This is a genomic window from Bacteroidota bacterium (assembly GCA_016699695.1).
GTDB lineage: Bacteria > Bacteroidota > Bacteroidia > Bacteroidales > UBA10428 > UBA10428.
The window spans coordinates 2,030,399-2,053,105 of the sequence record CP065006.1 but is presented as its reverse complement, the minus strand read 5'-3'; the positions used below and the strand labels follow the sequence as shown (position 1 = coordinate 2,053,105).

The 22,707-nt window shown below is 44.2% G+C and carries 15 protein-coding genes; 8 read left to right on the top strand and 7 right to left on the bottom strand.

Going from position 1 to position 22,707, the window contains the following annotated elements:
- The first annotated feature begins 57 nt into the window (after positions 1-57).
- Genes IPM71_08725 through IPM71_08710 form a run of 4 tightly spaced genes read left to right on the top strand, consistent with a single transcriptional unit; the run spans position 58 to position 11,824 of the window.
- Complete coding sequence (locus IPM71_08725; protein ID QQS49704.1) at positions 58-648, top strand: hypothetical protein; 591 nt, start codon at positions 58-60, stop codon at positions 646-648.
- 5 nt (positions 649-653) lie between these two features.
- Positions 654-1,016, top strand: a complete 363-nt coding sequence (locus IPM71_08720; GenBank protein QQS49703.1) for a hypothetical protein — start codon at positions 654-656, stop codon at positions 1,014-1,016.
- 12 nt (positions 1,017-1,028) lie between these two features.
- A complete protein-coding gene (locus IPM71_08715; GenBank protein ID QQS49702.1) occupies positions 1,029-10,856 on the top strand; it encodes a gliding motility-associated C-terminal domain-containing protein in 9,828 nt (3,275 codons plus the stop codon).
- A gap of 29 nt (positions 10,857-10,885) precedes the next feature.
- Positions 10,886-11,824 (top strand): type IX secretion system membrane protein PorP/SprF, encoded by a 939-nt coding sequence (locus tag IPM71_08710; protein QQS49701.1) that lies wholly within the window; start codon positions 10,886-10,888, stop codon positions 11,822-11,824.
- A gap of 99 nt (positions 11,825-11,923) precedes the next feature.
- Here IPM71_08710 and folK read toward each other — a convergent pair whose 3' ends face one another.
- Positions 11,924-12,412 (bottom strand): 2-amino-4-hydroxy-6-hydroxymethyldihydropteridine diphosphokinase, encoded by a 489-nt coding sequence (folK, locus tag IPM71_08705; GenBank protein QQS49700.1) that lies wholly within the window; start codon positions 12,410-12,412, stop codon positions 11,924-11,926.
- 125 nt (positions 12,413-12,537) lie between these two features.
- Here folK and sppA point away from each other — a divergent pair, with 125 nt between their 5' ends.
- Complete coding sequence (gene sppA, locus IPM71_08700) at positions 12,538-14,301, top strand: signal peptide peptidase SppA (protein QQS49699.1); 1,764 nt, start codon at positions 12,538-12,540, stop codon at positions 14,299-14,301.
- Between the two features lie 353 nt (positions 14,302-14,654).
- Here sppA and IPM71_08695 read toward each other — a convergent pair whose 3' ends face one another.
- Positions 14,655-14,978, bottom strand: a complete 324-nt coding sequence (locus IPM71_08695) for a hypothetical protein (GenBank protein QQS49698.1) — start codon at positions 14,976-14,978, stop codon at positions 14,655-14,657.
- Positions 14,979-15,258: 280 nt separating this feature from the next.
- Between IPM71_08695 and lpxK the strand changes: the two genes are divergently transcribed.
- The 3 genes from lpxK to IPM71_08680 all read left to right on the top strand — a co-directional run bounded on the left by lpxK (position 15,259) and on the right by IPM71_08680 (position 18,143).
- Complete coding sequence (lpxK, locus tag IPM71_08690) at positions 15,259-16,341, top strand: tetraacyldisaccharide 4'-kinase (GenBank protein ID QQS49697.1); 1,083 nt, start codon at positions 15,259-15,261, stop codon at positions 16,339-16,341.
- Positions 16,301-17,110 (top strand): purine-nucleoside phosphorylase, encoded by an 810-nt coding sequence (locus IPM71_08685; protein ID QQS49696.1) that lies wholly within the window; start codon positions 16,301-16,303, stop codon positions 17,108-17,110. Before lpxK ends, IPM71_08685 begins: the two co-directional genes overlap by 41 nt.
- 118 nt (positions 17,111-17,228) lie before the next feature.
- Complete coding sequence (locus IPM71_08680) at positions 17,229-18,143, top strand: CPBP family intramembrane metalloprotease (GenBank protein QQS49695.1); 915 nt, start codon at positions 17,229-17,231, stop codon at positions 18,141-18,143.
- Positions 18,144-18,225: 82 nt separating this feature from the next.
- Here IPM71_08680 and IPM71_08675 read toward each other — a convergent pair whose 3' ends face one another.
- From IPM71_08675 to IPM71_08655, 5 genes are all read right to left on the bottom strand, one after another.
- Positions 18,226-19,233: a hypothetical protein gene (locus IPM71_08675; GenBank protein ID QQS49694.1), complete on the bottom strand. Its 1,008-nt coding sequence runs from the start codon at positions 19,231-19,233 to the stop codon at positions 18,226-18,228.
- Between the two features lie 3 nt (positions 19,234-19,236).
- On the bottom strand, positions 19,237-20,004 hold the full coding sequence (locus IPM71_08670; protein ID QQS49693.1) for a radical SAM protein: 768 nt from the start codon (positions 20,002-20,004) through the stop codon (positions 19,237-19,239).
- Entirely contained in the window at positions 20,004-20,792 is a 789-nt protein-coding gene (locus IPM71_08665; GenBank protein QQS49692.1) for a DUF4296 domain-containing protein, read from the bottom strand. Before IPM71_08665 ends, IPM71_08670 begins: the two co-directional genes overlap by 1 nt.
- 10 nt (positions 20,793-20,802) lie before the next feature.
- Complete coding sequence (radC, locus tag IPM71_08660; protein QQS49691.1) at positions 20,803-21,492, bottom strand: DNA repair protein RadC; 690 nt, start codon at positions 21,490-21,492, stop codon at positions 20,803-20,805.
- Positions 21,493-21,660: 168 nt separating this feature from the next.
- Positions 21,661-22,641 (bottom strand): tetratricopeptide repeat protein, encoded by a 981-nt coding sequence (locus IPM71_08655; GenBank protein ID QQS49690.1) that lies wholly within the window; start codon positions 22,639-22,641, stop codon positions 21,661-21,663.
- Positions 22,642-22,707 lie beyond the last annotated feature (66 nt).

Sequence of the window (22,707 nt, the reverse complement as noted above, 5' to 3'; positions counted from 1 at the left end):
TGAAACTTTACTTATCAACACAACGTAACACTTATCAACATATTCATGTCCGGACACATGATAATTCGATTTCTCACTCTTTTCATAGCATGCACAATGCATGGAGTTGGCCTTTTTAGCCAACATACCATCATTGAACCCAAGTCACCCCTTTGCTATGGATCGGAAGAGGGAATAATTACAGTGAAGCTAACTGCCATCAAAGCTCCTGCTCAGTTAAGACTCATGGAAGCTCATAATTACAAACAATTGCAATCGTGCACTTCTTTATCCGACACAACCATTTCCTACAAAAATCTGAAAGCAGGAAATTACCTGATACAACTTGTTTTACCAGATACTGCCGAAGAGCACAGCCTGGTGCTTCCCGAACCAGAAGCTCTCGAAGCCCGCAGCATTGAAATTACCGATGTGAAAGGCAAGGGAGAATCCGTCTCCGCCGACCTAAAGGCAAACTGTTTTGGAGGCACACCGCCCTATTCAATCAAGTGGTCAGAAAATACAGGCAATCAGACTGGCGAATATGCCAAAAATCTGGAATTTGGTATTTATACCTTTACCGTGACCGACAATAACAACTGTGGTCCCAAATCGGCCACCTTCTTTTTATTCGAAGACGAAATTGAAAAATTCAACCAGAAACAATGAAAACCATGAAACTAAATAATATGATAATGAGAGTTCTTTTAATATTATTCTTTTTAAGCCTTACCAGCTTAAAAGGTTTAAATGCACAGGTTATTGAACTCAATTTACAAATTGAAGTAACGGTACAATTGAATGAATTAGATAATACCCTGAATATACTGGTAAAAGCAGATAGTGACAATTCTCCTTTTACATTTCTGGTATACGATGTTGCACCCTGGAAGGGTGGTGTTGTCATAGAATCTTCAGAACCAACAAATCAGAACCAATACATGTTTACTGGTCTAAAACAGGCTAATTACATGGTTTGTGCTATGGATAAAAACCAGGTAATAAGTTGCGAAAACATCCAGAACAAAGAAAAATAAAAAGCCGAACCTATGAAAATGATATTTACCACAAAGTCCGCACTACTTTCGATAGCGTTGGTTTTTATTTCGTTGCTTCAAGTAAGTGGTCAAATTACGGGCACCATTGATGATGATACTGTTTCCTGCACAGTAAATAGGGCCAGAATTGTGGCTACAGTGACATCCGGAACTGGACCTTTCAATTATACATTGTTTCAGGGATTTCTTGGAGGTCCTATTCTTCAACAATCATTAAACGATCCAAACCCTGTACATAATTTCGATAATATACCTGCCGGAACCTATTATGTTGCCATAGATAATGGTTCTCTAACTGGCGGTAGTATTACCGTTACTGAAGTTAAAACTGTTGCCCTTACCGTACTCGAAACCATTGTAACCAAAAAACTTTCCTGTCCCGAAGGCAGCGATGCCAATCTGTTGGCACAAGTAAGAGGTGGCAACCCACCTTATACATATTTGTGGTCGCCCGGGGGAGAAACTACCCCAAATAAAAACGGCGTAGGCCGTGGCACCTATACGGTAATCGTAAACGATTCCTACAATTGCGGTACCCTGGCCACCAAATACGACCTTATTTTCGACGAACTGCACGACAGCTTTCCTACAACCTTAGTATCCGGTACGATCGCCATAGCCTCACTACAGGTTTGCATAAACTCTACCCCTGCACCCTTCACCAGCAGTGTAGCCGCTTCAGGAGGATGGACTTTCACCTACCAGTGGCAAAGAAACTCTGCCACTTTAGGCACATGGACCGACGTACCCGGAGCCACTTCAGCCACTTTTACCGAATCCATCCCTTTAACAGAAAATACCCAATACCGCAGGGCAGCTATTTCAGGAGAAGGCTGCGGTACAGTATATTCCAACATATTATCGATTACTGTAAATCCGCTACCAATTCTGTATGATGTGTCCGGAGGTGGAAATTACTGTTCCGGCGGAGCAGGAGTACCGGTGGGTCTTAGTAACAGTCAGAGTGGAATCAATTACCAGCTTTACAGAGGCGCTGTGGCAGTCGGAAGTCCGGTAAGCGGAGCGGGGTCAGCCATCAGCTTTGGTAATCAAACCGTAGCAGGAACCTATACAGTTACCGGAACAAACGGTACAACTTCTTGTACTGCCACCATGAACGGCAGTGCTACCATCACCATCGATCCTCTACCAACAGCATTCAATGTGACTGGCGGTGGAAGTTATTGTTCGGGTGGCACAGGTATCTCAGTTGGACTAAGCGGAAGCGAAGCCGGCATGAACTATCAACTTTTTGTAGGAGCCGCTCCGGTTGGAGCCGCTATTGCAGGTACAGGAGCCGCCCTTGATTTTGGCTTGCAAACTGCTGCAGGAACTTATACTGTTACCTCAACCAATACCATCACAAGTTGTGTTGCTACCATGACAGGTAGTGCAATCATAAGCATTAATCCCTTGCCCACCGCATTTGATATGACCGGTGGTGGAGCCTATTGCAGCGGTGGTGCCGGTGTAGCAGTGGGACTAAGCGGGAGTCAGTCGGGAGTAAATTATCAGCTCTATCGCGATGGTTTGCCAGTAGGTGGTGCTGTACCCGGAACCGGTTCAGCACTTGGCTTCGGTAGCCAGACAGTGGCAGGTACTTATACCGCCGTGGCAACAAATCCAACCACAACCTGCGTGGCCAACATGAATGGAAGTGTGGCAGTAACCATAAATCCTCTACCTAATCTTTTCAACATAACCGGAGGGGGTTCTTATTGTAGCGGTGGAGCAGGCGTACCTATTGGCATTGACGGAAGCCAGATTGGAGTAAACTACAGGCTATATCGCGGAGCATCGCAAGTAGGTCCAGCCCGCGCAGGAACCGGTTTGCCCATCACCTTCCCGAACCAAACCGTAGCAGGCACTTACCGTGTAAGGGCTATCAACCCAACAACCGGTTGTATTTTGTTTATGAACGGAACGGTAGATGTAATCGTCAACCCATTACCCACAGCTTATAACGTTACCGGTGGTGGAAGCTACTGCACAGGCGGAACAGGCGTGAACGTTGGTCTTGCCAACAGCGCCATAGGAACAGATTACCAACTTTTGCGGGATGGAACCCCGGTTGGAGCGCCCCTTGCAGGAACAGGTGGAGCTCTTAGCTATGGCCTGCAAACTGTAGCAGGTACTTATACCATCACTGCCACCATCACAGCAACGGGATGTTCAGGCCCTATGACTGGAAGTGCGATTATAAGCATTAACCCCTTGCCAGCAGTTTTTGATGTAACCGGAGGAGGAAGTTATTGTTCCGGTGGAGCAGGCATGCCTGTTGGATTAAGCAACAGCGAAAATGGAATAAACTATCAACTTTACCGAGGTGCTGTCGCGGTGGGTTCTCCGGTTAGCGGAACCGGTGCTGCCATCAGTTTTGGCAACCAGACAACAGCAGGCACATATACTGTGGTAGCAACCAATGCCACCACTACTTGTACTTCTAATATGAACGGCAGTGCCGTTGTTAGTATCGACCCTTTACCTACATCGTATAATGTTACCGGTGGTGGAAGTTTCTGCTCCGGTGGTGCAGGGGTAATCGTTGGTCTTAGCGGAAGCGATGCCGGAATCGATTACCAATTGTACCTTGGTGCAGCAGCCATTGGAACTCCAGTATCAGGAACTGGTGCTGCTCTAAATTTTGGAAATCAGACCACTGCTGGTACCTACACCGTGCAGGCAACAAATACACTTACCAGCTGTACTTCCATAATGAGTGGCAGTGCCATAGTGAGCATCAACCCCTTGCCAACTGCTTTTAATGTTACCGGTGGAGGCGCCTATTGCTCCGGTGGAACAGGAGTGGCCGTTGGTTTAAGTGGAAGCGAAATCAACATTAATTACCAGTTATACCTCGATGGCAATCCGGTTGGAGGAACAATACCAGGAACGGGTCTTGCCATCAGCTTTGGAAATCAAACCCTTGCAGGAACCTATACGGTAATTGCAACAAATACAATTACTACTTGTGTAGCCAACATGAATGGCAGTGCCGTGGTAAGCATCAATCCATTGCCAACTGCATTTAATGTCACCGGAGGTGGTGCCTATTGCTCAGGCGGAGCAGGCGTGCTTGTTGGCCTCGATGGCAGTGAAGCAAGTGTAAACTATCAGCTTTACCTTGGTGCCGCCCCCACAGGAAGTCCTGTTGCCGGTACAGGTGCAGCCATCAGTTTTGGAAACCAGACATCAGCAGGTACTTACACCGTAGTAGCCACAAACGGCACTACAAGTTGTATTGCCAACATGAACGGTAATGCGGTTGTAAGCATCAATCCCAATCCAACTGTGTATGCTGTTACCGGTGGAGGAAGCTATTGCTCCGGTGGAACTGGTGTAAACGTGGGACTTAATGGCAGCGATTTAGGAACCGACTACCAGCTTTACATCGATGGCATAGCCTCTGGAGCTGCCATAGCAGGAACAGGAGCCAGCCTCAGTTTTGGCCTTCAAACTACAGCCGGAACCTACACTGTTACTGCAACCATCACAGCTACATCATGCACAAGCCCCATGTCGGGCAGTGCCGTCATAAGTATCAATCCGCTTCCTACTATCTTTAATGTAACTGGAGGAGGTAGCTATTGCTCCGGAGGAACCGGCGTAGCCGTTGGTTTGAGTGGCAGTGAAGCCAGTGTGAATTACCAACTCTACCGCGATGGCATACCCGTCGGAAGTGTAGTGAGCGGAACCGGCCTGGCCATCAGCTTTGGCAACCAGACTACAGCTGGAAATTATACCGTTGTAGCCACTAACTCTGTTACCAGTTGTACCAGCAACATGAATGGAAGTGTAGCTGTAACAATCGATCCTCTGCCATTAGCCTTCAACCTTACCGGTGGTGGCAGTTATTGTTCAGGTGGTGCCGGAGTACCCGTAGGACTCAGTGGCAGTGAAGCCGGTGTCAATTACCAACTCTACAGAGGGGCAGCTGCAATTGGTGCTCCTTTGGCTGGTACCGGAGCAGCCCTTAATTTCGGAAACCAGACCCTTGCTGGTACTTATACTGTAAGGGCAACCAACGCACTTACCTCTTGTCTTGCTACCATGACAGGCAATGCTGTAATATCCATCAATCCTTTGCCCACTGTATTCAGTATGACAGGTGGTGGAAGCTATTGCTCTGGAGGAGCTGGAGTGAATGTAGGACTCAGCAGCAGCCAGAATGGGGTTAATTACCAGCTTTATGTCGATGGCAACCCGGTTGGTGGTAGTGTACCCGGCAGCGGTGTGGCCATTAGCTTTGGCAACCAAACAACAGCAGGAACTTATACCGCTGTAGCTACAAACGCTTTAACAGGCTGTATTTCGAATATGAGCGGCACAGCCGTGGTAACCATAGACCCTCTGCCCCTTGTATTTAATGTAACTGGCGGTGGAAGCTATTGCTTAGGCGGAGCAGGCGTGCTTGTTGGCCTCGATGGCAGTGAAGCAGGCGTAAATTATCAGCTTTACCTGGGTGCTGCGCCCACAGGAAGTCCTGTTGCCGGTAACGGTGCAGCCATCAGCTTTGGAAGCCAGACAGCAGCAGGTACTTACACCGCAGTAGCCACCAATGGCACTACTACTTGTATTGCCAACATGGGCGGTAATGCCATCGTGAGTATCAACCCTTTGCCAACTGCCTATAATGTAAGCGGTGGAGGAAGTTATTGCTCGGGTGGAATTGGTGTGCCTGTTGGACTCACAAACAGCGACTTGGGAACCGATTATCAGCTTTATCTTGATGGTGTACCCGTTGGACCAGCAGTGCCTGGCACAGGAGGTGTACTTAGCTTTGGCGACCAATCTTTGACCGGAACCTATACGGTGATTGCTACTATCACAGCCACCGGTTGTACATCTAATATGACCGGAAGTGCGGTGATTACCATCGATCCGCTACCCATTGCCTTTAACGTAACTGGCGGTGGCGGCTATTGCTCAGGTGGTTTTGGTCTTCCGGTAGATTTAGACGGAAGCGAAGCGGGAGTGAATTACCAACTTTACCTCGATGGCATTGCCACCGGATTCCCCATTAGTGGAACCGGCTTTGCGATTAGTTTTGGCGATCAGCTTTTACCTGGCACCTATACCATTGGCGCTATAAATGCCACAACAGGTTGCAGCGCCCTGATGAATGGAAGTACCATTATCTCTATTAACCCCTTGCCTGCTGCAACAGCCTCTAACAATGGCCCAGTATGCGAAGGCAACACCCTTAGTCTATTTGGTGGCGTCAATCCGGCTAATTCTTATAGCTGGAGCGGACCTCTTGGTTTTAGCTCAACCGATCAAAACCCATTGGTTTCGTTGTCTGCCACCACCAGCATGAGTGGCGATTATACAGTCACTGTAACCGATCTAAATAGTTGCACCAACAATGCCACAACAAGTGTAGTAGTTGATCCGGCGCCACTTGTAGACGCGGGCAATGATACTGCCATTTGTAACAGCGATATAGTAACAGTGAACGGAGCCTCCATCGTCGGTGGAACCCTCGATCGCTGGAGAACATCAGGCGACGGTACTTTCGACAACGCCAACATCCTTAATCCGGTTTATACTCCGGGTATACTTGACAGAGCAGCAGGATCGGTAACACTTTACCTCGATGTGAACGGATTTGGAACCTGCGGATTGTTTACCGATTCCTTGTTGGTAACCATCCCCAGTCCGGTTCAGCCTGCCATTGGCGAACCTGCGCCTTTCTATATTGCCCCTTCCACAGCCATGGAGGTATGTATTACTACCAGCGGTCACCAGCGAAACATCGACATGGGCTATTACCTTATTGCTCCCGATGGATTAACCACGATAACCCTGGCTACTGCTCCCATGGAGATCAATTTTACTACGCCTTGCGTTCCTGCCTCAACCGGCAACCCTGGCGATGCCATTGACCTTTGCTTTACAAACAATCCTGCCGATCCGTTACTGAATATATGTGCCGACCCCCGTCCGCTTACCGGAGACCATTTGGCCGAAGGAAACTGGTCTGCACTGTATGGCCTCAATCCGGCACAAGGCGGTTGGACTGTAATGATTAAAGACACTGCCAACAACAGGCCCACCATTGACGATGGCGCCATTATCGAAGCTTCTGTATCCTTTGCCGACATTGCACTGGCAACCGGACTTCTTAAGACGGTCGATCATAATTCAGGCGCGATAAATGTACCTATTATCGAGCTGACAAATAACAAAGTTATGTTGGTGCGCGATTTAACCGTAAGCTGTTTTGGCGAATGCGATGCACAAGCCATTGTAACTGTTCTCGGAGGAACCCAGCCTTATGTGACTTATAGTTGGTCACCCCTGCCAGCAAGTGGCAACGGTGCCGATACCGTAAATCTTTGTGCCGGAACCTATAACCTTACTGTTACCGATGCATTGGGATGTAGCGGCAGCACCAGCGTAAACGTACTGGAACCACCACAAATTTCGATTACCAGTCTTAGCTATCCGGACAGCCTTCAATGTAATGGCGATTCGACCGGAGTAGTGGTAGTGAAAGCTTCCGGAGGAACAGGACTACTTACTTACACCCTGCAACCGGGCAACATACCTTCTGCTTCCGCCGATAGCGGTTTGTTCAATGCCCTACCGGCAGGCAGTTATACGCTACAGGTTACGGATGCTTCCGGATGCCAGATAGACAGCAACCTTGTCATAGCCCAGCCCAATGCCATCAGCATTGACACTGCTTATATAAGGGATCCGATAAACTGCTTTGGCGATACCACTGCAAGCATAGTTGTATCGGCTATTGGTGGCAGAGCACCTTATACCTACCTTCTTGAACCAGCCATGGTAAGCAACGATTCAGGAATATTTGTAAACCTGAGTGCCGGTAACTATGTAGTAAGGGTTACCGACCAGTTTGGATGCCAGGGCGATACCGCTGCAATAAGCATTACCCAGCCTTCCGATCTGGAAGCAGATACCATACTGATTGAACCCATAGCATGTTTTGGCGAACTGGCCACCATCCGCGTGGTGGTGCAAGAAGGTACACCCGCTTATGAAGTCTCTGTCGACAGCATGAACACATGGATTCCTACTAACGATACAGCCGTATTCGGAGGTCTAACCGCGGGTAACTATTACATCTACCTGCGCGATGCCAATGGATGCAGCGATTCTACAGGTACTGTAATAATTACTGAACCAACCGCCATTCAAATTACAAGCCTCAACTATACCGATAGCCTTCTTTGCAGCGCAGATACCAATGGAACAATTGTGGTAAAAGCTACAGGCGGCACAGGATCGTTGACTTATCTTCTGCAACCGGGCAATATACCTTCTGCTTCGGCCGATTCCGGATTGTTTATCAACCTGGGAGCTAACATATATACTGCTCAGGTAATCGATAGCCTCGGATGCCTGGCCGACAGCATTGTACAAATCTGGGGTCCTTCAATTCTGGAGCTTGATACAACTTATATCTCAGCTGGTATTTCATGTTTTGGCGATACAGTGGGTGAAATTACGGCAATAGCTTCCGGAGGAACTTTGCCTTATACTTATGTTTTATTCCCCAATCTGGATACCAACAACACCGGTATCTTCAATAACCTTGGAGCCAATACTTACTTTGTGAAGGTATACGATGCCCGTGGTTGCGATACCCTCACAAGCAGCCCATTGTCACTGACTGTTCCATCGCCATTGGTAATCGATACCCTTATGGCTATGCCTATCGCATGTTTCGGCGACAATACACCATTGTCGGCTGTGGCTTCAGGTGGCAGCGAACCTTACGATATAAGTCTTACTTTAATTGGATTTACAACTACTCAAAGTGGTTTCAACTCTGGCGATACTGCTTTATTTACAGGTTTTGCAGGCATGAATTACATAAGAGTGGTCGATGCCGCTGGCTGTTCTGCAGAAGACTCTATACTGATTCTTGAGCCAGCTTCAGCGTTGATATTCGATAGCATTCTTACAACACCTGTTACCGGTTGCTCCGATAGTGCCAATGGTACCATTCGTGCCTATGTTTCAGGTGGCTGGGGTGCTTATCAGTATTCGAGAGATGGAACAATCTACACCCCCTCTAATACTTTTATCAAACTTACTCAGGGCAACTACACCATTTATGTTACCGACAGTTTGGGATGCAGCATCACCAGCACCATACAGACAATTAGCGGGCCTTCGCCGCTGGTAGCCAACGCCATTGTGCAGGATGCGGTGGGCGAAACCCCCGGAAGCATTACCTTTATGTCGATGGGAGGTACTCCGCCTTACACTTATTGGATAGGTGCCACCTACCTTCCTGATTCATTGCGAACTTATGTGTCAGACCCACTGTTCGACAGCCTGAACGCAGGCACCTACTTTGTGGCTGTGCGCGATGCCAACGGATGTACCGATGAAGATGTAGCTACCATTAGCCTGGTAAGCTTACAAGTAGAACTGGAATTTACCTGTGCCTATATTAATGGTCCACTGATTGAAATCAGTATTCTCAATGGTTCGGCACCCATTGCAGTTTTAGACAGCAACCTGTCTACTTCGGTTGTCAACCTCTACACCAATATCTTCGACAACCCCTATTACATGGCTGTCGATACCGGATGGCACAAAATACGGGTAAGCGATGCATTCCTCTATTTCGATACGACCCTCTATGTGACCTATCCAATTATCGATACTGTGTTGATAACTCCCAAAACCTGTTCGGCATTAGGTTTCGATGGCAATCCTACATGGGACGGTGCAGCTGAGGTAGTAGTGAATGGAGGCACAGCCAACAAGTTTTACAGACTCGATGTGCACAACCCGAGTGGTGTGCCAATTATAGGTTACCAAAACAACCACACAGGGATCTTTACTGATTTGGGCCAATACAATTGGTACAATGTGGTGGTTGTGGATGATCAGCTTTGTCAGGATTCAATCTCGTACCGCGATATACAAATGATGTATGCCCGCTATGTACAGGTATCTGGTCTTTACAACGATACCACAGTTTGTAAATACAACCAGCTTGAGTTGTTTGCCGGTTACAGTTATCCGACAGCATTCCCGACACAGAAATACAGCGTAAGCGCAACCTGGGCACCTGATACAGCTTTTATCGATTTCAACAACGATAACCGCACTCCATCGGCCACAGCCTTGATTTTAGAGGATTCGATCACCATTACCCTCCGCCTCGAGCAAACAGAAGTGGCAGAATGTATGCTAATAGACAGCATCAAAATTAAAACCTTTGAGGCGGTGGATATTCCATACTCACTCGGACAAAGTGCCGGCTTCGGAATCGATTCTGAAACCGGTGAAATTCTGGCTACAGTAGGGGCACAAATTAATGTAAGCATGGATTCTGCCTATTGGCATACGGATATACTCGAGGTATTACCCGACTCCCTGGTAAAAGGAAATAAGGTTAATCCTGTGTTCAACCCACCCAATGCGCCACATGAGTACACCATTTTTGCTCCAAATGATTCTACGGCATTTTTTGCCATTATGATTACCGAAGATGGTTGCTCTGAAACCGATACTATTATTATTGATGTGCGACCGGTGATTGAAAGCGATAGCCTCTACAATGTGTTTACCCCCAACGGTGATGGACATAACGATACCTGGGTAATTCCGCATGTACATTTATACACCGATGCTGAAGTAGAAATCTTTAATCGCTGGGGTCAGCTGGTGTATTACCGCAAAGGTTATGGATCGGATACCTCGAACGAGTGGGACGGCAAATCGATGAAAAATGGAAAAGAACTGCCATTAGGCACCTATTTCTTTATCATCAAACCGAACGATGGCCAAACCGAAACACTTACCGGTACAGTCACCATAATCAGGTAAGTTAGTAAACTGAAAAGAAAAAAGCAGACATGAAAAAAATAACCCTCATCGGATTGCTTGCCTTAGCGGGCCTTTGCGGAAAAGCGGCTCAAGACCCTTTGTATACGCAATTTATGACCAATCCCTATCTGATTAACCCAGCCCTTACCGGTACCTATCCATATTATCAGATTATTTCCAATAACCGGATACAATGGACAGGAATGGAAGGTGGCCCAATAACCAATACGCTTAGCATGTACGGACCTTTCAAATCGCAGCCCATGGGGGTTGGGGGTTACATCATGAGCGATAACGTGGGTCCGGCCGAAACACGCATTAGCATCAATGGTTCCTATGGCTACAACTACTCCATTGCCGAAGACCTGAAAATTAGCATGGGGTTGATGCTTGGAGTGATGCAACATAAAATTGACGGTTCGAAACTACGCATTGCTGAATATGATCCCTATTTTACGCCCGGACAGGTTTATACCAACATTAAACCTGATGCTACGGTAGGGTTTTACTTGTTTTCTTCAACTTACAACGGTGGATTGTCGGTAACCAATCTATTTGGAAATAAATTCCAGTTCGATACACCCGGCGAATTCGATACTGTTCCGCGCAGCACTATCGCAAAATTGAACCAACACTTTTATTTGCACGGTGGTTATAAATATTATGTCAACCGCGATTTGGCCATCGAACCCACCCTCATTCTGAGGAAAGTAAAAGGCACCTCTCCCCAGCTCGACTTTAATGTGCGTGCATGGTACGGACAGCGTAACTGGGATGGCACCCAACTCTGGGGTGGTCTTTCGTACCGTTCAGAAGATGCTGTAACCATTCTTGTGGGCGTTATTTACCAACGTAAAATTGAGGTAGGGTATTCGTACGATATCGGCATTAACAAATTGAGCCCTTATAACTCAGGCTCGCATGAACTAATGATTACATTCCGCTTCAACAATTTCCAGGAACTTTAGCAACTACTCAAATAGTTTTTATAGTTGAATCCCCCGTTATAGACTACCTTCCGGGGGATTCTTCTTTTCGAAATGCTCGTCGGAGAGTTTGAATATCAATCAGATCACCTTTTCCACCCAGAGAGAATCCTGGCATTCATGCAATAAGGTAGCAATGGGTTTTTTCTCTATGGGATGCAGAAAATCATCCGCTATTTCGGCCAGGGGAACCAATACAAACCTGCGCTCTAACATTCTGGGATGTGGCACTGTGAGCGATGGGGTTTGAATAATGCTTTGGTTGTAGAGAAGAATATCAATATCAATGGGTCTGGCAGTGTACCCTTTTTCGGACCGGATTCGTCCCATTGATTGTTCTATTTCAAGCAATACTTGCAGTAATTCCTGGGCTGAAAGTTCGGTTCGAAGCTGAATGGCCTGGTTATAATAGTGGCTCACATCGGCATAACCCCATGCTTCGGACTCGTAAAGGGCACTCATCTGTATAATAGTACCCGCCTTTAAATCAATTTCCCGGCAAGCCATTGCAAGGCTCTCCTTGCGATTTCCTAAGTTACTTCCCAGAAGGCAATACACGTTGCTTGTCATCCATTTCGATTCTATTCAATATAACTGAAAAAAGCTTTGCAGCATTCCGCAGAAAATTACTTAATTTTATTCGGGCTGAATTAGGTTCAACCAAAAATATCCTCCAAATAAAAAAACACATCGTTATGAAAAACTTTTTTACTTCCCTGTTAGCTACCGTGGTAGGTATCATTCTTTCCACTTTTATACTTGTATTAATTTTCGTTGGCATTGTAAGTGCCCTTTCGGCAAGTAAGGATAAAGCAGTAGAGCTGAAAGACAATACTATTTTATACCTGAAAATTGATCAACCCATTGTAGATCGTAAACCAAGCTCGCCTTTTGATTTTGCCCGCTTCAGTAAAAACGAACAAATCGGGCTCAACGATTTGCTCGAATGCATTGAAAAAGCTAAAACCGACGAAAAAATTGCAGGCATTTACATCGAACCTGGCTATTCGTTTGCCGGAATGGCTACCATCGACGAAATTCGCAGCGCACTCATTGATTTCCGAAGCTCCGGAAAATTTGTGGTAAGCTACAGCAACGACCTGCTTTCGCAACCAGGTCTTTATTTATCATCGGTATCGGACAAGGTGTTTTTAAACCCGGTGGGCATGCTATTGCTCAATGGCTTGAGCCTTCAGACCATGCACGTAAAAAATGCTCTAGACAAACTCGATATCGAATCGGAAGTAATAAAAATAGGCGAATACAAGGGTGCTGGCGAGATGTTCGAATTCGATGAAATGAGCCCGGCTAACCAGGCACAGCTCGATCGGATAGTAACCACCATTTGGGATAATATGGCCGATGGCATTTGTGAATCAAGAGGTATTTCCAAAGATACACTCAACTACCTAGTGAGTTCTCTGGGGATTAAAGATCCGACTTATGCACTAAAATACGGGCTTGTAGATAGCCTTATTTATAAAGGCGATGTGATCAAATACCTAAAAAGCCTAACACAAATTGACGATAAGGACGACCTGAATACAGTAGAGCTGTCAAAATATTCCAATGTACCTGGCAAGAAAAACTTTAAAGGCATTGCCCGCGAAAAAATTGCTGTAATCTATGCCTCTGGCAGCATTGTCGATGGCGAGGGTGAAGTCAACAACATTGGGGGTCAGAATTTTGCCCGCGCCATACGCGAAGCCCGTCGCGATTCGACCATAAAAGCCATTGTATTGCGTATCAACTCGGGAGGTGGCAGCGCCATGGCCTCCGAAGACATACTTGTGGAATTGCTAGAAACCAAAGGCGTAAAACCCATAGTTGTTTCCATGGGCGATGTAGCCGGATCGGGCGGCTATTACATTGCCTGTGCAGCCGATACCATTCTGGCAGGAAAAAATACCATCACCGGATCCATTGGAGTTCTGGGAGTATTTTTAAATGCCGAAGGCTTCTTTAACCGATTGGGCCTAACCTTCGATGTGAGTAAATCACATCCTTATGCCGATTTTGCGTCACAAACAAAACCCCTTCAACCTGAAGAAAAAGCCTTTCTGCAACATTTTATCGAAATCACTTACGACCAGTTTATCAGCCATGTGGCTGAAGGACGCAGCATGACGAAAGAAAAGGTTAATGAAATCGGACGCGGACATGTGTATAGCGGTTCGGATGCCAAAGACATTAACCTGATTGACAATTATGGTGGATTAAAGGATGCTATTGCTGTGGCCCACCGCATGGCCAAACTAGGCGAAAAGTACCGCGTGGTGGATCTGCCTAAACAACCAGACCCCATCGAACAATTTGTAAAAGAAATAACCGGCGAGGCAAGGGTTAAAACCATGCTTCAGGAGCTTGGTATAAGCGCCGATACCTACCAGCAGGCAAAAGACCTCATGCAAACACAAGGTATTGTAGCCCTCATGCCTTTTATTATACAGTTAAAATAAACCAGCCTCTTGTATAACATACAACCCGGAATGCATTATTCCGGGTTTTTTTTAATCATATTTAATGATTAGCCTCTATTATGCCAGTTACTACCATATTTTAAATTTTGCCCACGCTCACCCCTCTTTCCCCTAAAGGGGATGACCCCCGCGCTTTTCCCGGTAGGGAGGTAAAAAGTGCCTGTAAGCAAAAAAAGAACAAATGCTTGAAATTAATATTAATACAATCTTTTCTATCGTACTAGTATGATAATGCCTATTCATTAATATTTTATGGATAGGTTCAATTGAAAAAAAACCCGCAGACAATTAGCCTGCGACCTTTGCGGAATTATAGCGTGACACAAAGTCCATTACCATTGCGACAGATCGTTCATCCAGCTTTCTAGTTTTATTTCTTCTTCGTCAGAAGGTTCGGTTAACACTTTTAGAAGTGAATCGGAAATTAAAATTTCTTCGGAAGTGTTACTTTCACTATTTTCTTTTAATTCTGTTTTCGTATCCATGGTTTCCAGATACCATGCTGATAATTCAAACATCCAGTTTTCAAGTATGATTTCTTCTTCATAAAATTTTTCGCTTGATGCAGGCGCTCCGCTGTTGGCATTTAAAACAATTACTGAGAAAAGAAAAAGCATTGCAAGAATACTAAGGCTTATAGTTAAATTACGTTTCATGTTTTTGTTTTTTAAAGTTTGATGCTTGATTATCCAATCGCATGCCAATAGTTGTAATATATTGAATTAGTACTATTTATGTTGCTTGTATTATCGTTACCGTTTCAATCTTCGAACGAAATCGGAAAATTAATGTACGTTTTCGTACGTCCTCAAAATATGAAATCTGCCCGTTTAAATATTTCGAATCGAATGAATCTCACGAAAGGGTTCAATTTATTTTAGGTATTTTTGCTTTTATGAAAAGGCCAAACTACCCAATTCTTCAACAAATTTTCGGATGCGCTGGCTACTAATTCCATTCACACCCCTCTACGGACTGGTAGTTCGAATAAGGCATAAACTATTCGATTGGAAAATTCTAAAATCGGTTAGGTTTGAAGTCGCTACTATTTGTGTTGGAAACATTACCGTGGGTGGAACGGGAAAAACTCCCCATATCGAATACCTGGTTGATCTTTTACATAAGTCACTACCTATTGCAGTGCTTAGCCGGGGTTATGGCAGGCGCACAAAGGGTTTTGTGCTGGCAGGAAAAAAATCAACACCAATAAGCATAGGTGACGAATCCTATCAGATTTTCAGAAAATACAATAACATTCTGGTGGCTGTTTGCGAGAAACGTGTAAAAGGAATAAAAAACCTTCTCGAAACCAATCGCAAGATTAAAGTGATTTTACTCGACGATGCCTTTCAACACCGCTACGTCGATGCCGGATTAAATATTGTACTTATCGATTACAACCGTCCTGTTTTCAAAGACATCATGCTTCCGGCAGGCAACCTTCGCGATAGCCGCAATCAGTTAAAAAGAGCCGATATTGTGCTTGTGACCAAAGTGCCCGACACTTTTAGTCCACTCGAAAAAAGACTGTGGATGAACGAGCTGAAACTATTTCCCTATCAAAAACTTTTCTTTACTTCTCTGGTCTATAAGAATGCCATCCCTCTGTTTAAAGAAACCAGCGAAAAACTTTCGGTAGAAAAAATTAAAAAGGAAAATGGAATCGTTTTGTTGGTAACAGGGATTGCCAACCCTACCCCATTAAAAAATTATTTAGAGTCAAACGAAATTACTTTTCAGCATCTTGAATTTGCTGATCATCATCTATTTAACGAATCTGACCTTGAACGTATTCGAATTCAGTTCGACCTGATTCCGGGAAGAAAAAAAATTATACTTACAACTGAAAAAGATGCCGTAAGGTTGAAAACTCTAAAAAGGTTCCCAAGAAGTTTAAGGGATAAAACTTATTACCTGCCAATCAGGATTAATTTTTTGGAAAAGAGCCATACAGAATTTGATAAACTAATTGTGAATTATGTTACAAAAAATAAAAAGATCGGCCGAATACATCCATAAAATTATAGAAAGCAAACCCAATAAAGCCCTAATTCTCGGATCGGGTCTGGGAGGTTTTATTAGAGATGTGGAAATTCTGCATGAAATTCCATATCGTTCAATTCCAGACTTTCCGCAAACAACTGTGGAAGGCCATTCGGGCAATCTGATTCACGCCCGAATCGGCGATAAAGAAATACTGATCATGCAGGGTCGAATTCACTATTACGAAGGCTATTCGATGGAGCAACTGGCCTATCCGGTAAGGGTATTAAAATATCTGGGAGTGGAATATCTTTTTCTTTCCAATGCCAGCGGCGGCATGAACCCTGAATACAACATCGGAGATCTGATGATTATAACTGACCATATTAACTTAATGCCCAATCCGCTTATTGGTGCGCACAGTGCCGAGTTCGGTGCCCGCTTTCCGGATATGAGCCAGGCATACAGTAAAGAACTTATCAATCATGCCCTAAAGCTTGCTGCATCGAAAAAAATTCAAGTACACCAGGGTGTATATGTGGCCACTACCGGACCAACTTATGAAACCCCTGCTGAATATAGATATTTCCGTATTATTGGTGGCGATGCAGTTGGAATGTCGACCGTACCCGAAGCAATTGTTGCAAACCAGATGGGCATGAAATGTTTTGCCATTTCAGTAATTACCGATTTAGGAATATCAGGTAAAATTGAGACCATCACACATGAACAGGTACAAATTGCCGCTTCGAAAGCGGAACCCAGAATGGCCACCATTATGAAAGACCTGATTTTACAATTTTAGCTCTATGTTATCCTGCTTGCCTCATGCAATGGAATATTAGGTTTTTCCAGTCAAACCCGGAAGTAAATTAAAGCTTACCGAAAAATTAAAATAAATTAACCCTTCAACTACTATAAAAATGTATATTGAACAAGCCCTTAAAAACGAGAACCAGTGGTGGCGGTACCTGATTACTTTCTTTATCGTGGGTGCTGCCCAGTTTATAGGGTCGCTTCCCTTGTCGCTGGTAATCATTTTAAAAAACCTTTCATCGGGCGAAGCTCTCGACTACAAGGCCTCACTTAACCCTGAAATCATTGGAATCAGCCAAAACATGGGCTTGTTTTTAATTATGTTGCCCATGGTGCTGACCTTTTTTGCCTTGCTTCTGGCTATGCGCTACATACACGGTCAAAGCCTTCGGGAGATATTCACCTCGGCCTCAAGAATACGCTGGAAGAATTTTTTCTTTGCTCTCATCACCTGGGGTGTTATGTTGATAGTAGCCGAAATTATTACCTATGGATTTACTCCGGAACAATACTCCTTTAACTACAAGGCCTCCGAATTTTATGTTTTGCTAGTTATTTCTATACTCATGATCCCCTTGCAGGCTGGAGCTGAAGAGTTGTATTTCCGGGGAAATCTTTTTCAAGGCCTAGGTATTCTTAGCCGGTCGAAAATAATTGCCTTGCTGGTAACCTCCCTGGCTTTTGGATTACTTCATTTCAGCAACCCTGAAGTAAAACAATTCGGATTTCTACCTTCGATGACTTACTATGTTGGCTTTGGATTATTTATGGGCATTCTGGTTTTACTAGACGGAGGTCTTGAAATGCCCATTGCCATTCACACGATAAATAATTTTTTCGGAGCAACCCTGGTAGGTTATTCAGGCTCTGTGCTGCAAACACCATCGCTTATTAAAATGAACCATTACAATGCCAATGCGATGCTCATTTTTTTTGTAGTGTTTGCCATACTCTACCTACTTATTTCGAAAAAAATATTTAAGTGGAAAAGTATTGGCTTTGCCTTTAAAATGCAAGAATAAGCTACAGACAATTTAACCCGAATTAACCAATAAAAGGCGAAGGATTGCCTGTCCAGCCTTGCGGGAAACCAAATTAATTGATTTAACTGGGTAAAAGTAATTTGATCAAGCCCTCCAGAGAATTTCCAGCCAGGTCTTTTTGCAATATCGTGGCATGTCTCCCGGACTGTGCATGGAAAGCAGCAAGGTATTCCTGCTCTGGCTGTCCTGGTGTAGGGACCAGAATGGCTCTTCGACGAAGGCATTCAAGATCCATGAGTGTGGTGTAACCTGCACGGCAGATTATTACTTCAGCATTTTCAATAAGTCCTTTTAACAACCCGGCCGGGCAATGATTGATTGAAAATGGAAAAGAGGGAGCAGCAGAATCGGGCAATCCGCGCACTATCAAACAGGAAGAGGGTTTGGAACTTGATTCCACCAGACTCCGCATGAGCTGTTCAAAAACCGTACGTTGCTTTTCCGGACCTGAAATAAGAATCAATACCCATGGTTTATTTGCAGGTTGAATAGCAGTGACCATTTTAAAGCGGGAGAGGATACCAAGATAAAGCAGCGGAATTTTAATGTCGGCATTTCTTTCCGACAAACGTCCAGCCATCTGGTTATCGGAATAATCCGGAACCCAGCATTCGTCGAACTGGTCAATGGCCCAGGAATTCAACTTTTTTAGAACAATGTTGCTCCATTGCAAAGCCCTTGGGGGTATAATATTCAACTGGTGGGTCACAATAATATTCAAAGCCAGCTTACTCCTGAAACCATAACGGTTATCGGAAATAATTCTTTCCACATGGTGCTGTTTCACCCATTTTCTTGCCCGCCAACCATCAAGAACAATGGTAACAAAAAACTGAGGCAGATAGATTAAAAGAGACCATAACTGATTCTGACGCTTTGAAAACACCGGACCAGAAGAAGGAATATCCAGCACAATAATATTCGAAAAGGCTTCTTTGTAAATACTTTTCTGCTGAGGCGTTGCCGTTACCAAAACTTCGTGACCCTCGTCCAACAATTGTCCGATAAGCGGTAACATACGGGTAGTATGACCAAGCCCCCAATCGAGCGCGGCTACAAGGCTTACCATAATTTAGCCCGATATTTGAACCTGAATCCCGAGAGCTTCAACCCTTTTTCCAATGTCTTCTAATTGTTTCAAAGGCACTTTTTCGAGTGTATCGAAAGGGGTATCGCGCGCAATGGTATAAATCATAACCATAGAAGGATGAATGGCTGAAAGTGTTTCGAGCCAGGGAACCAATTCTTCTTCCGTAGTATTGTCCACAGCAATGCCTTTGAAACTACCTTTTACAAACATAGTTTGAATGATAATTCCTTTAAGTTGCCTGAGTCTTTGAATAGTTTGTTCTATGCTGAAATTCCCAAGTGGACAATTTAAAAGTTTTACCGTAGAAGGATTGACCGAATCGAGTTTTAGGATGCACTGATCGATCTTTTCGAATGCCCTAAGCACCTTGCTGCTCCCCAGGGTAGTGGCATTGCTCAGCAGCGCTATTTCTGCCTTTGGGTAATAAAGGTTTCGAAGCTTGTAAGTATCGTCAATGATTCCCGCAAAATCTGCATGCATAGTAGGTTCACCGTTTCCGGCAAAAGTAATGGCATCGATGGTTTTACCTTCCTGGTTCGATTGCTTTAAAAAAGACTCGAGCTTCTGAATCACCTCTTTCCTTTCAGGCAGTTTGCCGACAGTACTCTTTGTAAGTCCACATTCGCAATATATACAATCGAAATTACACACCTTACTCGTCGAAGGCAACAGATTAATGCCTAATGAAACGCCCAGGCGACGACTTTTTACAGGTCCAAAAATTATCTGATCGAATAAGAAGGTTGGCATTATCTTTTATCTTTCTGATTTGTAGCCTCCAGGGAACCATTGTATTTTTTCACCTTTATGCTTGATAACTCCATACTTTTAAAGAAATTCGCCTCACCAGATTCGAGCTGAGGAAGAACAACAGCAATATAGGAATAGTCTTCGGTGAGATGAAAAACAAACTGATAATCTCTCACAAAGTTCGACTTGTACAAAGGAGCCTTTGCCACTTCAAGCCGCTGATTTACATCGCTGTCCGCAATATCTTTATAAAAATAAATCAACAATTCCGGATTCTCCGAAAGGTCGTTGGCAAAAAGACGCACTTTTACTTCGAACAAATAAACACCCATTCCTTTGCTCTCCATGCGATAAGTTGGCGGATAGCTTGCAGTATCGCCTTCAATTTTCATGAAACGGTTCATGGTAAATACTTGTTCTACATCCGAAGAGGCGAAATAGCCAATCAGTTTTTGATATTCCTCATTTTGTTTATCGAGAGCGCCAAATACCTCGTCGTAAAGGGCATCGAGTTTTTTAGGGTGGTAGGCATACCACTTCATGGTGGAATCGAAACTAGCCTTATCGGTGCCATGCTTTTTCAAAACCGAAGAATAAAGGTTCAGAGAATCGACTGTCCGCAGCTGATGGGGCAACTGGTAATCGGTAGCCAATGCATCGGCTAAATGCAAATCGACAAGCAGGTTTACCAACTTTTCGTGGGGAATACTTTTTGTGTCAGGCCCCTTTTGGCAAGCAAGCACCAGAGCAAGCAAACAAAAACCAATAATTAGATTTGCAAAGCGCATGTATATTGTTTTAAACGATTAAACCTTCGTCGGCAAAGCTAAAATATTTATTGCCAGCCACAATAAGATGATCGAGCAATGTGATATCAAAATACTTTGCAGCTTCTTTTACTTTTTGGGTAATCTGAAGGTCTTGCTGACTATATTGAATATTTCCCGAAGGATGATTATGGCAAAGGATAAGGGATGCAGCCCGCAAGTCCACAGCTTTTTTCATAATCATTCTAACATCGATTACGGTGCCTGAAATGCCCCCACTGCTAAGAATCGATTTTTCGATAAGCTGATTGGCCTGGTTCAGGCATGCAATCCAGAATTCTTCATGATGAAGATCTTTCAGTAAATCGCCAAAAACATTATATGCTTGCTGGCTGGTAGTAATCTTTTCCCTTTGCGAGGGTTCCGATTCGCGTCTTCGACGACCTAGCTCCAGCGCAGCAACTACCGAAACAGCCCTGGCCTGTCCAATGCCTTTGATGCGGGTAAGTTCTGCAACATTTAATCGTCCCAAATCAGTAAGATTGTTGCCGGTGATTGCTAGAATTTTTCTTGCCAGTTCAACTGCAGAAAGTTCACGGGTACCACTGCCTATGAGAATGGCTATTAATTCGGCATCGGATAAAACTCTGGGGCCGTTTTGAAGTAATTTTTCACGTGGACGGTCTTCGAGCGCCCATTGCTTGATACTCAGATGATCCATCGGGGAATGAATTGATAACAAGTCTGTAAGTTAATTCAATCAATTATCAATGCAAATACCAGATATGAAATATGATTCTTGGTAAAATAAAAAACCTGAAAGCTTTTCAGACAAAAGGGTCTTACCCAGTCTTAGAAAGCCTTCAGGCATAAAAAAATTACAAAGAGTTTATTGACACTTCAATTCGTGCTCAATCCTGTAATTGGCAAGTTCGGTATATTGTCCATAAGCTGCTTTTTTGTAAGCGGCACAGGCAGCTTCAACATTACCATTTTTGGCATTCGACTCAGCAATAACCATGTAAATTTTAGCTTTGTCCTCGTTACCTCCTTTTTCGTTTGCAATTGCTTTCTCTCCAAACTCGATAGCTTTTACATAATCCGATTTATCGAAATAGGTCGATGAAAGAAGATACAGGGTAGTGGCATCGGTGGCATCGTATTCGAGCGAAGAGTTTAAAGCCAAAATAGCTTCGCTATAGTTTTTCGCACTCTTGGCTGCATTTCCTTTTTTCAGAAAGTATTTTTTAGCATTCGAGCGTATCTTCTGTTCGTTGCTTGTATCATTTGCTTCAAGGGCCACCTCTATTCCTTTGTTAGCTGTAAGCCTTAAAAGCTCATCGTTTTCGGTAGTACTGTAAACAACAGATTTTAAATAATATGCCGAAACATAATTAGGATCATAAACCAATACCTGATCCATGTCGGTGAGAGCACTTTCGTAATTCTTCTCTTTAAAACTGGCTACTCCCCTTTTGTAATAAACCTGCAAAAGGGCTTTTTCGGTCTTGGCTACTGTGGCTTCATTTCCAAATGACTTGCTCACTTCAATGCACTTATTCAAAGTAGCTATTCCCTTATCGATTTCGCTATTTTTAATCTGGCTTGATCCGAGTTTATAATAAAGGTCGGGCAATATAGGTTTAATGGTCATTACATAGTTATCGGCTTGCTCATCGGCCGATTCTGCAAAAATTTTCTGGCTCATTTCCAGACAGGCAGTAAACTGTACAATTGCTTCTTCCAAATTCCCTTCGTTGTTGGCAGTAACACCCGCATTATAGGCCTGAGTAGCCTCTTCGATGGTTTGTGCCGAAAGCTTGGTCACAAACATGGCAAGCAATAAAAACAATACAACATTCTTCTTCATATACATTTTAATTTTAGAATAATTATTCGATTTAAAGATAAAGCCTCAAATATAATAATTGCAACA

Coding starts and splice junctions, on each gene's coding strand:
- sppA (QQS49699.1), top strand. CDS start 12,538: ATGAAAAACTTTTTTACTTCCCTGTTAGCTACCGTGGTAGGTATCATT.
- IPM71_08675 (QQS49694.1), bottom strand. CDS start 19,233: ATGGTAAGCCTTGTAGCCGCGCTCGATTGGGGGCTTGGTCATACTACC.
- radC (QQS49691.1), bottom strand. CDS start 21,492: ATGGATCATCTGAGTATCAAGCAATGGGCGCTCGAAGACCGTCCACGT.
- IPM71_08720 (QQS49703.1), top strand. CDS start 654: ATGAAACTAAATAATATGATAATGAGAGTTCTTTTAATATTATTCTTT.
- IPM71_08655 (QQS49690.1), bottom strand. CDS start 22,641: ATGAAGAAGAATGTTGTATTGTTTTTATTGCTTGCCATGTTTGTGACC.
- IPM71_08665 (QQS49692.1), bottom strand. CDS start 20,792: ATGCGCTTTGCAAATCTAATTATTGGTTTTTGTTTGCTTGCTCTGGTG.
- IPM71_08670 (QQS49693.1), bottom strand. CDS start 20,004: ATGCCAACCTTCTTATTCGATCAGATAATTTTTGGACCTGTAAAAAGT.
- IPM71_08695 (QQS49698.1), bottom strand. CDS start 14,978: ATGAAACGTAATTTAACTATAAGCCTTAGTATTCTTGCAATGCTTTTT.
- lpxK (QQS49697.1), top strand. CDS start 15,259: ATGCGCTGGCTACTAATTCCATTCACACCCCTCTACGGACTGGTAGTT.
- IPM71_08715 (QQS49702.1), top strand. CDS start 1,029: ATGAAAATGATATTTACCACAAAGTCCGCACTACTTTCGATAGCGTTG.
- IPM71_08725 (QQS49704.1), top strand. CDS start 58: ATGATAATTCGATTTCTCACTCTTTTCATAGCATGCACAATGCATGGA.
- folK (QQS49700.1), bottom strand. CDS start 12,412: ATGACAAGCAACGTGTATTGCCTTCTGGGAAGTAACTTAGGAAATCGC.
- IPM71_08680 (QQS49695.1), top strand. CDS start 17,229: ATGTATATTGAACAAGCCCTTAAAAACGAGAACCAGTGGTGGCGGTAC.
- IPM71_08710 (QQS49701.1), top strand. CDS start 10,886: ATGAAAAAAATAACCCTCATCGGATTGCTTGCCTTAGCGGGCCTTTGC.
- IPM71_08685 (QQS49696.1), top strand. CDS start 16,301: ATGTTACAAAAAATAAAAAGATCGGCCGAATACATCCATAAAATTATA.